General features: G+C 53.6%; 8 protein-coding genes. All 8 read left to right on the forward strand.

Translation table 11 applies throughout. From position 1 onward, the window contains the following. Positions 1-322 precede the first annotated feature (322 nt). The 8 genes from ACAW74_RS04705 to ACAW74_RS04740 all read left to right on the forward strand — a co-directional run bounded on the left by ACAW74_RS04705 (position 323) and on the right by ACAW74_RS04740 (position 15,298). Positions 323-1,033 carry an NUDIX hydrolase gene (locus ACAW74_RS04705; RefSeq protein ID WP_370697036.1) on the forward strand — a complete coding sequence of 237 codons (711 nt, stop codon included), beginning with the start codon at positions 323-325 and terminating at the stop codon, positions 1,031-1,033. A gap of 290 nt (positions 1,034-1,323) precedes the next feature. After that, on the forward strand, positions 1,324-1,902 hold the full coding sequence (locus ACAW74_RS04710; RefSeq protein WP_370697037.1) for an RNA polymerase sigma factor: 579 nt from the start codon (positions 1,324-1,326) through the stop codon (positions 1,900-1,902). 72 nt (positions 1,903-1,974) lie between these two features. Then, on the forward strand, positions 1,975-3,039 hold the full coding sequence (locus ACAW74_RS04715; protein ID WP_370697038.1) for a FecR family protein: 1,065 nt from the start codon (positions 1,975-1,977) through the stop codon (positions 3,037-3,039). A 205-nt stretch (positions 3,040-3,244) separates the two neighbouring features. Beyond that, positions 3,245-6,766 carry a TonB-dependent receptor gene (locus ACAW74_RS04720; RefSeq protein WP_370697039.1) on the forward strand — a complete coding sequence of 1,174 codons (3,522 nt, stop codon included), beginning with the start codon at positions 3,245-3,247 and terminating at the stop codon, positions 6,764-6,766. A 13-nt stretch (positions 6,767-6,779) separates the two neighbouring features. After that, the gene (locus ACAW74_RS04725) at positions 6,780-8,594 is read left to right on the forward strand and encodes a RagB/SusD family nutrient uptake outer membrane protein (RefSeq protein ID WP_370697040.1); all 1,815 of its coding nucleotides are present in this window, start codon (positions 6,780-6,782) and stop codon (positions 8,592-8,594) included. 214 nt (positions 8,595-8,808) lie between these two features. After that, entirely contained in the window at positions 8,809-11,298 is a 2,490-nt protein-coding gene (locus ACAW74_RS04730) for a glycoside hydrolase family 95 protein (protein ID WP_370697041.1), read from the forward strand. 43 nt (positions 11,299-11,341) lie between these two features. Further along, on the forward strand, positions 11,342-13,003 hold the full coding sequence (locus ACAW74_RS04735; protein ID WP_370697042.1) for a glycoside hydrolase family 43 protein: 1,662 nt from the start codon (positions 11,342-11,344) through the stop codon (positions 13,001-13,003). Between the two features lie 12 nt (positions 13,004-13,015). Next, positions 13,016-15,298 (forward strand): glycoside hydrolase family 127 protein, encoded by a 2,283-nt coding sequence (locus tag ACAW74_RS04740; protein ID WP_370697043.1) that lies wholly within the window; start codon positions 13,016-13,018, stop codon positions 15,296-15,298.

Genomic DNA, 15,298 nt, shown 5'->3' on the forward strand with positions numbered 1-15,298 from the left:
TAGCGAGGCCTAAATCGTGACGGTCCGCCGCTGCGGTTATCCTTAAACGAAAACCGGCTGGCCAAACCGTAGTGCAAACTGCCCGCGGTAGCGTTAGTGACTTGTTGAGACACCTTCTGAAAGATCCTTCCCAAGACCCAGCATAACAGGAACTATGTTTGGTGCTGCGGTGGCTCATCGTCAATGCGTTAACGGTTGTCATCCCCAATAACCTTCACCCCCAAAAATGAAATTTATTGATGGTTTTGCCATATCTGTCGAATTGTGTATGTTTGACACATATTTCTGTTCGTTATAATTATTGTGAACGCTTAAGAGGCTTATGGAGGCTTATTACCACAGTAGTCGCATTCTGGTGGCTTTAGACTGCATCATCTTCGGCTTCGACGGTGAAACCCTGAAACTCCTGCTCATCAAGCGAAATTTTGAACCCGAATTTGGGCGGTGGTCGCTGATGGGTGGGTTTCTCAACAAGAACGAAGACCTCCACGACGCCGCTACCCGCATTCTGTATACCCTGACGGGTCTGCACACGAATTACCTGGAGCAGCTTCAGGCTTTCGGAGCCGTCAACCGGGACCCGGTCGAGCGGACGTTGTCTGTAGTCTACTATTCACTGGTGAACATCTACGATCAGGATCCGGCCGCTCTCAAGGCGCACAATGCATCCTGGATTGATCTGGCGAATAAACCTGCCCTCATCTTCGATCATGATCAGATGGTAGAGGCGGCGCTCCGGCAGTTGCGCTACAAAGCAGCGTTGTACCCCGTCGGGTTCGAACTGCTACCCGAAAAATTTACGGTGCCTCAGTTGCAGAAACTCTACGAAGCCATCTACAACGTAAAGCTCGACCGGCGCAATTTCAGTCGGCGTATTTTATCGACGGAGCTACTGCTCGGGACGGGCGAAAAAGACACTTCGTCGGCCACGAAAAAGGGGCAGCTTTATCGACTAAACGAACAGAAGTACCACGACTACCTGACCGGCTACCAGTCTTTTCTACCCGAATTTACCGAACTCACCCTCTCCTAGCGTCCTGTACAACGATTCCTGTCCAGGTACGTTGACACGTACCCAATACACAAAAGCAATCGCCTCACTGACACCCTGCGTTTGATCAGCCAACACGAATAAAACTCAGCTTCACAAAGTGAGAAAGTGACGACAAACTAGTTGCATTTTTTCTTCACTCCGCCACAAGCCACGCCAACCAAAGCCGCCCAATTTTGTCGATACAGATTATGTACTGGCAATCCGGAACCTGCTCCTTATAAAACCGATAACTTCCGTTATTTTCGCTCCTATTATTTCTCCGAATAGTCATGAATTCTCAACTACAAGACCAAACGTTATGGCAAACATACCGGGCGGGCGATAAACAGGCATTGGGCTTACTGGCCGAACGCTACTATCGCATGTTGAGGCACTATGGCACTAAATTCATGGTGGACGAGGCGGTCATCGATGACTGCATTCAGGAATTATTTCTACAACTCTGGCAAAATCGCTTTCATATTAACCCCACCGAATCGGTAAAACATTACTTATTAAAGGCGCTTAGACATCATATTTTACAGCACTTACGGCAACAAAAGCGATTCACAAACGAAGACATTGATTGGGATAGCTCAGTCGATGAAGTAACCGATTCGGAAACCCTATTGATTCAGCATGAGTCGCTGGTTACGATGACGCGTACCATCAAGACGCAGTTGGATTCCCTGCCCACCCGTGAGCGCGAAGCCCTGTACCTGCGTTTCTACGACAACCTGTCGATACCGGAGATCGCCGAGGTCATGAATATTAACAGACAGTCGGTATCAAACTTTCTACAAAAGGCCTTAGGCAAGCTCCGTAAAAGCTGGTCTGTGCACAACACCGAGGATTTGCACTTTTTTTAAAAAAAGTTGCGCCCGAGAGGGTATGCCTGGCTACGAACTTCATACTATCTAGGAAAATAGTAGCAAAGTTCAATGAGCTTCCCTCCCGAAGAGCTGTCAACCGTTGAAGACTTTTTAAGTAACGAAGCCTTCCGGGTCTGGATGCTCGACCGTAGGCCCGAAGATCGGGCACGATGGCTTGACTGGCTGACGCAGCACCCCGACAAACGAGACGTTTATGAGCAGGCTGTCGCTACCTTCCTGGTGATTCAGGGTGAGGCAGTTATCCCGTCGGAAAGCGACCTGAAAGCGAAAGCTGAGGCCATTGTAAACCGGCTCGATACGCCCACGGTTATTCGTCCGATCTGGAACCGGCAGTGGGTTCGGTGGGCCGCGGCGATCGCCCTGACGAGCCTGTTTGCTTGGTGGCAGTTACCTAACTTCAGGTCTCTTGCAACCAACGGGCTGACGCGGGGCGCACAGGTTTCTGACGCGGATTGGCAGGTAGTGAAAAACGAAACGAGCGAACCGTTGGTAACCCTGCTTCCAGATGGCTCATCGGTTCTACTGGCAGAGGGTAGCACCTTGCGTTACCGAAAGCAGTCGAACCCAAAACTCCGGGAGGTTTTTTTTGAAGGCGATGGCTTTTTCGAAGTCGCTAAGAATCCAGCAAAACCCTTTATTGTCTACACCAACAACGTCGTTACGAGGGTAGTAGGCACTAGTTTTCAGGTACGTTCTTTTGAGAAAGAATCGACCGCTTTTGTAAAAGTAAAAACGGGTAATGTGATCGTATCACCCATCGCAGAACCCGATAAGCCTGTTTCGTTAACTGTGAACCAGGAATTTACCCTTAAGCCTTCGAGTAAATCCGTTACTGTCCATAAAAATCGCTCGTCTGACGAAGAAATTTCTACGATAACAACTCAGCAATTTTCATACGATTACGTACCGGTTTCAACCGTACTCGATCAACTGGAAACGAGCTACCACATTCCCATTGACTATGATCGTGACCAGCTCAAAAACTGTACGTTTACCGGCCAACTTGATGACGTGCCGTTCCGGGAAAAAATTCGCTTAATCTGCCTGACAATTGAGTCAACGTTCGACGTTACCGATCATCAGGTGGTCATTCATAGCCAGGGTTGTAATTGATCGTTCTGTTAACCTTTAATCAAGACACTATGCGATGACGTAAGCTCTACCTACGAGACTAAAAAAAACGGGCGATAGTGCTACCAACACTACCGCCCGTGCATTTCCCGATTACTGTGCCTCTCATAACACATTCCCTTATCGACGGGGAACGGGATTCTTTTGTCATTTTCTTATCAGGAAAAACAACAAAACGTACAAACATATGCATTCCCCTCTATTAGCAGGTAGCTCCTGGCCCAGGATCATCAAGATTTCCAGCCTGTTGCTCGTCTTTGCCCTCTGCATCGTAAATATCGGTCTTGCCTTTGATAGCAAAGCCCAGGAATTACTCGACCGGCGGGTGACCATCTCCGTCCAGAATCAGGACATCGAGCGCATTATCAAACGACTGCAGGAACAGGCCAACGTACAGTTTCTCTTCAGCCGGGAGATTATTCAGTCGAAGCGTAAAGTAAGCTATCAGGCCAAAAACGAACAGTTGCACGTGGTGCTGAATCAGTTGCTGACGCCATTGAACCTCAGCTACGAAGTGGTTGGGCAACAGATTGTGCTGAAACGGAGCGTGGCTCCGCTTTCGGTCTCGCCTCAGCAAACGACCACCACCGATGCAGCAGCCAGCGTTGATCAGGCACGTGACATTCAGCTTTCGGGCCGGGTCGTGGGCGAAAACGGCGAAGGGCTACCGGGCGTGAGTATCCAGATCAAATCGACCGTGCGCGGCACAACGACCGATGCCAACGGCAACTACCGCCTGACCGTACCCGAGCAGCCCGGCACCGTGCTGGTGTTCTCCTTCATCGGCTACGTGTCGCAGGAAGTGACGGTTGGCAGCCAGACCACCATCAACATTACGCTGGCAGCCGACAACAAAACCCTCAACGAAGTCGTGGTGGTTGGTTATGGTGTTCAGCGCAAGCGGGACGTTACGGGCTCTGTGGTTTCGGTGAATGAAGCCACGTTGAAAGAAGTACCCGCTCCTAACCTGATCAATCAGTTAAAAGGTCGCGCAGCGGGCGTAACGATCGTAAGCAATGGGTCTACTCCCGGTAGCCAAGGTTCTATTCGTATCCGCGGTAACCGTACGCTCACCAGCGGTCAGGGATCAGCGAGCGATGGGGCCGATGGCCCGCTGGTTGTGGTGGATGGTATACCGTATGGTGGCCTGAACGACATCAACCCAGATGATATTGCGAACCTGGAAATCCTGAAAGATGCGTCGGCAACGGCGATCTACGGGTCACGGGGTGCGGGTGGCGTTATCCTGATCACCACCAAGCGTGGTAAAATAGGAAAGCCCGTGTTCACCTACGACGGCTATCATGGCATCACGTCCATCATGGGCAAATACAATGTCATGAATGGTCCCGAATATGCTCAGTTCAAGCAGGATGCCGCCAAGTACAACCGGACGGCTCCCGGCACCACCGCCTACCCGCTAACGATCAAAGAGCAGGAAGCGCTGACCAATGGTGTTTCTACAGACTGGCAGGGGTTGATCTACAAACCCGGTTTCAATACCAACCATCAGTTGGGTATGCAGGGCGGTACCGAGAATACACAGTATTCGATGGGCCTTGGTTATTTCAACGAGACCGGGATTATCCCCAGCCAGAAGTTTGAGCGTTACACCATACGGGCCACTATCGATCAGCGCATCGGCAAAAGCATCCGGGTTGGTTTGAACACGCTCAACACGCTTACCTACACCAATACGCCCGGTGGTGGCGGGGTTCCGGGTGGTTTGGTTCGGTTAACGCCTTTGGCATCGCCTTATAGCGCAGATGGTTCAGTAAACCTGTTTCCGTCGGAGGGCTCGATCGATGCGGCCGGGATTAGCCCGCTGACCATCATCACGAAAAAAGACGCGTACCTGGGACGTACCCGGTCGTTGCGGACGTTCAACAGCCTGTATGGTGAGTTGACCATCCTGCCCGGCCTGCGGTACCGGTTCAACGCCGGTTTGAACTTCAGCCAGTCGAACTACAACGGCTACGGCGGACCGCTGACGTATTTCAACAACGCCACGGTTCAGTCTTCGTCAAACGCCGAGATCAGCAACACGGAGTTTTGGGATATCAACCTCCAGCATTTGTTGTATTACGATAAAACCTTCGGCAAGCACAAACTGGGCTTCACGGGGCTGTACGAAGTCACCCAGAACCACTCGCTGGGCAGCCGCTTTACCGTAACCGGGGTGCCGGCCGACTACATCAAGACGTCGAACTTCTCGCTGGCGTCGGGTCAGCCCGTAGCCAACTCAGATTTTGGTAACTCGTTTGCCGAAACGGGGCTGCTGTCCTACATGGGTCGGGTCAATTATAGCTTCAACGACCGCTATCTGCTGACGCTCACCCTGCGTCGGGATGGTTCCTCGACGCTGTCGCCTGCCAAACGCTACTTCAATTACCCGGCTGTTGGTGCTGGCTGGAACGTTATCGACGAGCCGTTCATGAAGAGCATCCCGGTGGTATCGAACCTGAAACTACGGGGTGGCTGGGGTATCTCGGGCAACCGGAACGTAGGTGCCTATGCGACTCTGGGCGCGCTTTCAGCGGGTTATTACAACTTTGGCCTTGGCACGGCGGGTCAGCAATTGGCCTACACGGTTACCAGCCTGCCCGCTACGGATCTGGGCTGGCAGTCGACTTCACAGGTTGATATCGGTGTCGACTTCGGCTTCCTGAACAACCGGATTACGGGTACGGTCGATTGGTATCTCCAGCAAACCAAAGACATTCTGCTGTCGGTACCACTGCCTCCAAGCAACGGCGCCGGGTCGACGCTGAAGAACCTGGGTCGCACGGAAGGTCGCGGTCTGGAAACCTCTCTGACGTTTGATATCTTCCGGAAGCCCGCCGGCGGGTTCAACTGGAGTGCCGACGTGATCTATTTCTTCAACCGGGAAAAAATCACTCAGCTCACCACCCCAACCGAACTGGCCAACATAGGCGCGGGTTGGTTTGTGGGGCAACCCCTCTCGGTCATTTACGACTACAACAAGATCGGGATCTGGCAAACCAGCGACCAGGGCGATGGTACGCTGGCGAAACAAACCTCGCCTGTGCAGTATCCTGGCCAGATCAGGGTGCAGGACGTCAATGGCGATGGTAAAATTGACCCTGCCGACCGGCAGATCCTGGGCAATTTCCAGCCTAAGTGGGAAGGGGGCATCACCAACCGATTCACGTTCAAAAATTTCGATGCGTCGATCGTGACCTTCGCCCGGATGGGCATGAAAGTCGTGGTTCCGTACCTCACGGGTAACTCGACGGGTTCGGGCGGATTTGCGTTCTTCAACCAAGGCCGGGTTAATCAGGTTAAAACCGACTACTGGACGGAAACAAACCCGACCAACGCCTTCCCGGCCCCCGACGCCGGTAGCGCTGTCGCCTGGTTTGGATCAACCCTTGGCTATTACGACGGATCGTTCATCAAGGTCCGCAGCATTAACCTGGGTTATACGTTCTCGAACCAGTTGATCAGGAAGGTTGGTGCCAGTTCAGCCCGCGTTTACTTCAACGCCACCAACCCGCTTATTCTGTATTCGCCCCTGGTGAGCCAGAATCTGGCGATCGATCCAGAAGGGAACGGTTATGCGTCGGGGTCGGCTACGCTCAACCCGCAGGGTGCCAGCGAGCGGGGGACTCCGGAGCGCCAGATTGCCGTCAACCTGAACAACCCACCTGTTCGGCAATTCACGTTCGGCGTAAACCTCAAATTCTAATTTTCGACACAACATGAAGACGATAAAAGTTTGGTTGACCCTTAGCCTTACGGCTGTTTTGGGATCAGGCTGCGAGAATATACTGGAAGAGAACCCACAGTCTCAGATTGTTCCTTCTTACTTCAATAGCCCGGCGGGTGTGTTGGGAGGTATTGCCGGTGTCTACAACGACATTCGGTCGCAGTGGGGCACCGAGGGTTTCACCGTTGAAATGCAGGCAGGTACCGATGAGTTTTTGCAGGGTGCCAGTTCAGGCGGCGGTCCCGCGTATACCTACAACGGCCTCAACGGGAGTAACTTCGGATCGGCCTGGGGCACTGCCTTTCAGGACATCAACACCCTGAACGGCGTGTTGCAGTACGGAGCTACCATCGATCTGCCCGAAGCGACCCGCAAGCAATACCTCGCTCAGGCTAAGTTCCTGCGGGGGTTCTGGTATTTTTATCTGGTGCAGACCTGGGGCGACGTACCACTAAGCACCTCGTTCATCACGGTTCCCTCGCAGGCGGCTTCCCGCCAGCCAGCCGCCGATGTCTACGCACAGGTTATCAAAGACCTTACGGAAGCAGCCGCTGATTTGCCCAACACGCCAACGGCGCCGTTCCTGGGTAAAGCCGCCACCAAACCCGTTGCGCAGTTGCTGCTCGCCAAAGCGTACCTGACCCGCGGATGGCTCAACAACACCGCCTCTGATTTTACGCAGGCGGCAACAATCTGCGACAACATCATTGCCAACAAAGGCACCTACGGCCTGGATTTGTGGGCCGACTATGGCGACGCTTTTGTACCCGCTAACGACTATGGCAAAGAAACCATGTTTGTGAGCGATCACGTGCTCGATCCGAAGTTTGGTTACTACACGGTGGGAGCCGGTGCCAGTGGCGGTGCGGCCCAAAACCTGACGCCCTGGTTTACGACCTGGAACTACCCAAACAATAGCGGTATCAACTCGTTCATCAATACGGCCGGGACCCTGGTAAACAGTGGTACCTCGGGTATGATCCGGGATTCGCAGTATGGCCGCCCCTATGTTCGGATGCGCCCCAACAGCGACAAGCAGAAAACAGGGGTCAATGCCGGGAAGAGCTATTTCCTCGATCAGGCCTTCACCAATCGGAATGTCGACTCACGATACGCCAACTCGTTCACTACGGTGTACATCGCCAATACGGCGGTGACCAACACAGCAACTGCCGCCAACAACAAACGCGGTATTGGCTACACTACCGTAGTTGGGGCGGATACCGCCGTTTGGCTGCCCGATGTTGAGGTAGCCGGTGCACCGCAGTTTGTCGGAACACGGCCGTTCAAAGGCATCGTCGTGCCGCCCAGCTTGTGGAACAACGGGATTTTCCCGTCGTTGAAGAAATTTATGGATCCCAGCCGGGGCGCCAACTTCAATGACCCGTCAACCCGTCCGGTGGTGCTGTATCGCTTCTCGGATGTGTACCTGACCGGCGCCGAAGCGTACCTGAAAGCGGGCGATCCAACCAAAGCCGCCGCGCTGATCAACGTGGTTCGGCAGCGGGCAGCCTTCAAAAAGACCAACACGGCAGCCCAAAACGCGGCCGCAGTAACCGCCCTGACGATCACGCCCAATGACGTAACCGTCGACTTCATCCTGGATGAGCGGAGCCGCGAGTTCTTCGGCGAATGGCAGCGTTGGCACGATCTGGTTCGTACACGCTCACTAGTGCGCCGTGTACAGGCCTGGAACCCGGAGGCAGCATCGAACATCAAGGATTACCATATGCTACGGCCCATTCCCCAAACCCAGATAGACCGTGTTGTCGACGGGCCTAAATTCCCCCAGAACACCGGCTATTAATCGTATCCATTTACGGTGAAAACGATGAAAGAGGAAGCTATTTCCTCTTTCATCGTTTTAGGCCTTGCTACACAGGCAGGTTGCCATCTGCTTATTGACTAAATAGAGGAAATTTTAGGTTATAAAGAAGAAGATAAGCTGGCTACAGCGTAGTTAATTTGATGTAGGCTAAGCAGCTTAAAACCCCGGCCCCTCCCGTTAATTATCAGCTTGTATGATCCATATTCGAAACACTAGATGGCTGGCCAAACAGTTGGTCTATTGTTTATGCCTAACCGCACCAACAGTTGGTTTTTCACAAAACAAATCCTCCCTGAAGCTGTGGTACACGGCCCCATCGGATAAAACCTGGGAGAATGCCCTACCGATTGGTAACGGCCGCCTGGGGGCGATGGTGTATGGCAACGTACCCAGAGAAACGATTCAGCTGAACGAACACACGCTCTGGAGTGGTGGGCCCAACCGCAACGATAACCCCGAGGCACTGGCGTCGTTGCCTGAAATCCGCCAATTGATCTTTGCCAACAAGCAGAAAGAAGCCGAGGCACTCGCTAACAAAACGATCATCACCAAAAAGTCGCACGGACAGCTGTTTCAGCCGATGGGCAGCTTCCACCTGACGTTCGACGGGCACGAAAACTACACCAACTATTACCGGGAACTGGACATTGAACGGGCCGTTGCCAAAACCACCTACACCGTCGATGGCGTAACCTACACGCGCGAGATCCTGGCTTCGCTACCCGATCAGGTGATCGTGATGCAGCTAACGGCGAGTAAGCCGGGCCGGCTGGCCTTTCGCGCGTCGTACTCGACACCACAAGCCAAACCGACGATCAAGACCAACTCAACCAACGAACTGACGATCGCGGGTACGGCGTCGGATCATGACGGCGTGAAAGGGCTGGTCCGTTACAAAGGCATAGCCCGGATCAAAACCCAGGGCGGCAGTTTGGCGGCCGACGATTCCACCCTCACGGTGAACGGGGCCACTACCGCCACGATCTACCTCTCCATCGCGACCAATTTTACAAAGTACAATGACGTCAGTGGCGACGAAAACGCACGGGCAGCAACGTACCTGAACAAAGCGTGGCCCAAATCATACGCAGCTCTGGTGCCTTCCCACGTGGCTGCGTATCAAAAGTATTTCAACCGGGTCACGTTCGATCTGGGTTCGACCGAGGCCGCTAACCTGCCTACCGACGAACGGCTTAAGAACTTCCGAACGGTTAACGATCCGCAGCTGGTCACGCTGTATTACCAGTATGGCCGTTATCTGTTGATCTCGTCGTCGCAGCCGGGGGGACAACCGGCCAACCTGCAAGGTATCTGGAACAATAAGATGCGCCCCCCCTGGGACAGTAAGTACACCATCAACATCAACGCGCAGATGAACTACTGGCCCGCCGAAAAAACGAACCTGGCCGAGTTGCACGAGCCGTTTTTGCGGATGGTACGCGACATGTCGGAGACCGGGCAGGAAACGGCGCGGGTCATGTATGGCGCACGCGGCTGGATGGCCCACCACAACACCGACATCTGGCGGGCAACGGGCGCTATCGACGGGGCCTTCTGGGGCATGTGGATTGCCGGTGGCGGCTGGACGAGTCAGCACCTCTGGGATCATTACCTGTACAGTGGCGACAAGACGTACCTGGCCAGCGTTTACCCCATTCTGAAAGGGGCCGCCCTGTTTTACGTCGATTTTCTGGTGGAACACCCCACTTATCACTGGCTGGTAGCCAACCCCGGCAGTTCGCCCGAAAACGCGCCGAAAGCCCACGGTGGCTCGTCGCTGGATGCCGGCACGACGATGGACAATCAGATTGCGTTCGATGTGTTTAGCAGCACCATCCGGGCCGCAGAAATCCTGAAGAAAGATGCTGCCTTCGCCGATACGTTGAAGCAACTGCGCAGCAAACTCCCGCCCATGCACGTGGGTCAATACGGTCAATTGCAGGAGTGGCTCGACGACGTCGACGATCCCAACGATCACCACCGGCACGTGTCGCATCTGTACGGCCTGTTTCCGGCGGTTCAGATCTCGCCCTACCGCACGCCGGAGTTGTTCAACGCGGCCCGCACAACACTCACGCATCGGGGCGACGTCTCGACGGGCTGGAGCATGGGCTGGAAAGTGAACTGGTGGGCTCGCTTGCAGGATGGTAATCACGCCTACACACTCATTCAGAACCAGTTAACTCCGCTGGGCGTCACCAAAGAGGGAGGCGGCACCTACAACAACCTGTTCGACGCCCACCCGCCGTTTCAGATCGACGGCAATTTTGGCTGTACGTCGGGCATCACCGAAATGCTGATGCAGAGCGCCGACGGAGCGGTTCATTTACTACCCGCCCTGCCCGACGTATGGCCCACCGGTAGCCTGGGCGGCCTGCGGGCCATTGGTGGCTTCGAGGTGGTGAACATGACCTGGAAAGACGGCAAACTAACGAAAGTCGACATCCGGTCGAACCTCGGCGGCAACTTGCGGGTACGTGTACCTAACGCCATGACACTCCGCAAGAGCAATGCACTTCGCCGGGCGGAGGGCCAGAACCCGAATCCGTTCTACCAGACCGAACCCACACCAGCCGCCATCGTGTCGGCCAAGGCAACCTTGCCAGCGCTGACCCTGAAAGAAACCCTGCTGTACGACATACCGACCCAGCCCGGCCAGGTATACACCCTGACGATTCGATAACCCCACTCCCCATTTTTTAACTTACGCACTTATGACAAAGCGAATGCAATCGATTGCAATTGGTCTGCTACTCACAACTCTCAGCTTCACCGTGTCGGCGCAGACCACCCTGGTCAACCCCATCCTGACCGGCTTTTACCCCGACCCAAGCATCGTAAAAGTGGGGCCCGATTATTATTCCGTGCATTCTACCTTTTCCTATTTCCCGGGTTTGCCCATTATGCATAGCCGCGACCTGAAAAACTGGAAGCAAATCGGCAATGTAATCAACCGCCCATCGCAAATGGAATTCATGGGCGAGCGAATGACGCGCGGGCTGTTTGCCCCGGCCATCACCCAGTACAAAGGGACGTACTACGTGACCTGCACGGATATTGATCATGATGGAAATTTTGTCGTGACGTCCAAAAATCCGGCGGGTCCTTACAGCAATCCGGTAAAAATTCCGCAGGTAAAAGGCATTGATCCCTCCATCTATTTCGATGAAGAGACCGACAAAGCCTACATCATTTATAACAGTGATGCGCCCGACCGTAAACCCCTGTATTCGGGGCACCGCACCATCCGAATGTATGAGTTTGACTACAAAAATCTGAAGGTTGTTGGCGAAGAAAAACAGTTGGTGAATGGTGGCGTCGATTTGTCTAAAAAACCGGTGTGGATTGAAGGCCCGCATATCCTAAAGCGTAACGGTTGGTACATCCTGTACGCGGCCGAAGGAGGAACTTCCGTCAATCACTCACAGGTGGCCCTGCGCAGCCGGGATGTTTGGGGGCCCTATGTACCGTTTGAAGGGAATCCGGTGCTGACGCAACGAGGCTTACCAGCCGACCGCCCCAACCCGATTACGTCGGCCGGACACGCTCAGTTTATCGAAGGTCCCGATGGTAATTGGTATTCGATTTTCTTGGCGGTACGTCCCTACGAAGGCGATTTTTATAATACAGGCCGCGAAATGTTTATTGCGCCACTGACCTGGGTCAACGATTGGCCGATGATCGAACATGGCGAAAAGGCCATTGAATACAAGTACAAAACCAACATCAAAGAAGTAAAACAGAAAGGAGCTTTACCGCAAAACGGCAACTTCGCCTACACGATGACGTTCGATAAAGGGCTTGATCTGTCGATGCTTTTTTTGAGAACGGTGGATAGTAGTTCGTTTAAAACATCAAAGGCCAATGGGCTTACGCTTAAACTCAAACCCGAAACGATTTCAGACATGGGCAACCCTTCGTTTGTGGGTAAGCGTCAACAGCATTTAACGAGCACCGCCGAAACCGAAGTACGCTTTTCACCGAAAGCAGACAATGAAAAAGCGGGGCTGGTTATTTTTCAGGACGAACGTCATTTTTACTTCGTAGCAAAATCAAAAAAGGACGATAAAGACGTGATTCAGCTATTCAAGAGCAAAGACAAAGCTTTGGAACTGGTAACCGAAGTCCCTTTAACGTCATCTGCCGCCAAAGTAGATTTCAAAATACAGTCAGAAGGGGCCTTGTATAGCTTCTATTATTCGACCGACGGCAAAAACTGGTCGTTGTTGAAAGATCAGGTCGACGGCAAGTTTTTGAGCACAAAAGCGGCCAATAGTTTTATTGGTTGCGTGTATGGCCTGTATGCCACCTCATCAGGCGAACAATCTGAGAATTCCGCTTCGTTTAGCTTCCTCAAATACAGCGGAAACGATTCCATGTTGAAATAAAACAAGCTCACTTTGAAAGCCACCCTCGTACATAGTGTCGCCGCCTTCTTACTCAGCGTTTCGGCGCTGGCGCAGATGCAGCCGTTTGCATTGCAGGACGTGCGACTCACGGACGGACCATTCAGAAACGCGCAGGATGTTGACCAGAAGTACATACTGGCCCTAAACCCGGACAAACTGCTGGCACCGTACCTGATCGACGCGGGCTTGCCCGTGAAAGCGCCCCGCTACGGTAATTGGGAAAGCTCGGGGCTGGATGGCCACATTGGCGGCCATTACCTGTCGGCGCTGGCCATGCTGTATGCCTCGACCGGGGACACCGAACTGAAAAAACGGCTCGATTACATGGTCGATCAATTGGCGCAATGTCAGGCGAAGAACGGCAATGGGTACGTGGGTGGCATTCCGCAGGGCAAGGTATTCTGGGAGCGGATTCACAAGGGCGATATCGACGGCAGCAGCTTCGGGCTGAACAACACCTGGGTGCCGCTCTACAACATTCACAAGCTGTTTGCGGGGCTGCGCGATGCCTACGAGTATGCCGGAAACCAGCAGGCCAAACACGTGCTGATCGGCCTGGGCGACTGGTTTGTGGACCTGATCAAGCCGCTCTCCGACGAGCAGATTCAGCAGGTGTTGCGCACCGAGCACGGCGGCATCAACGAGACATTCGCCGATCTGTATGTCCTGACGAAAGACAAGAAATACCTCGAAACAGCGCAGCGAATTTCGCACCGGGCCATTTTGGAACCACTGCTGGCAAAACAGGATAAACTAACGGGCCTGCACGCCAATACGCAGATTCCCAAGGTGATCGGGTTCGAGAAAATCGCCACCCTGACGGGCAAAACCGACTGGTCAGAGGCGGCTCAGTATTTCTGGCAGAATGTGTCGCAGACCCGCAGTGTGGCGTTTGGCGGCAACAGCGTGCGTGAGCACTTCAACCCGACAACCGATTTTAGTCAGGTGCTACGCTCCAATCAGGGACCCGAAACCTGCAACTCGTTCAACATGCTGCGCCTGAGCAAAGCGCTGTTTCTGGATAAGAACGATGTAAGCTATCTGGATTTCTACGAACGGACGCTCTACAACCACATCCTGTCGAGTCAGCACCCCTCAACAGGCGGGTTTGTGTATTTCACGCCCATTCGGCCCAACCATTACCGGGTGTATTCGCAGCCCGAAACCAGTATGTGGTGCTGCGTGGGTTCGGGACTGGAAAATCACACCAAATACGGCGAACTGATCTACAGCCATACCGCTAATGATCTGTTTGTCAACCTGTTTATCCCGTCGATGGTGAACTGGGCCGCTAAAACGGTTCGGCTTACCCAACGCACGCAGTTTCCGTACGAAAACGGGTCTGAGCTACTCGTCGAAACCACAAAACCACAGGAGTTTTCGCTGAACATCCGATACCCGAAATGGGCCGATAAGCTGGCCGTTCTGGTCAATGGCAAGGCGCAACCAGTCGATGGAAAACCGGCAGGCTACGTAGCGATTCGTCGGAAATGGACGTCGGGCGACAAGGTAACCGTTCGTTTTACAACCACCACCCGGCTGGAGCCCCTACCCGATGGCTCCAACTGGGCAGCCTTCGTGCATGGCCCGATCGTGCTGGCAGCCAAAACGTCGACTACCGACCTGACCGGGCTGTTTGCCGATGATAGCCGGATGGGGCACGAAACGAAAGGCAAGCTGTATCCCCTCACCAATGCTTACGCGCTCGTGGGTGAGCCAACAACGTACCTGACGCGGCTCAAACCCGCCGACAGACTACGGTTTCGGCTGGATTCGCTGACGCTGCAACCCTTCTACGAGGTTCACGATGCCCGCTACCAGATGTACTTCCAGACGTTCACCCAGGCGGATTTCAATGAGCAACAGGCCAGGCTGAAACAGCAGGAAGCAAAAGCACTGGCGCTGGAAGCCATTACGGTCGACAAGGTGAACTGCGGTGAACAGCAACCCGAAGTCGACCATCAATACAAAGGCGAAAAGAGCGATTCGGGCTACGACGACGAGCAGTTCTGGCGACGTACCCGGTCGTTTATAACCTATCAGTTGCAGAATAAAAACCAGACGGGTAAGTATATTGACATCAGCGCTTTGGATGCTATCAAGTTGGCAAACGTAAGCTTTCTCATTAACGACAAGCCAGCCGAGATTCTATCGTCAGATGGAAAAACGGTTCGGCTACGCGCAGACGGTCAGTCCGTGATTTCAGTAACAATTGCGGCCCAAAATGGCCTGAGTACGCCCCGATTCCATCAAGTCAGACTGGTCACAAACTAA

It is taken from the genome of Fibrella musci (assembly GCF_041321105.1).
Lineage (GTDB): Bacteria > Bacteroidota > Bacteroidia > Cytophagales > Spirosomataceae > Fibrella > Fibrella musci.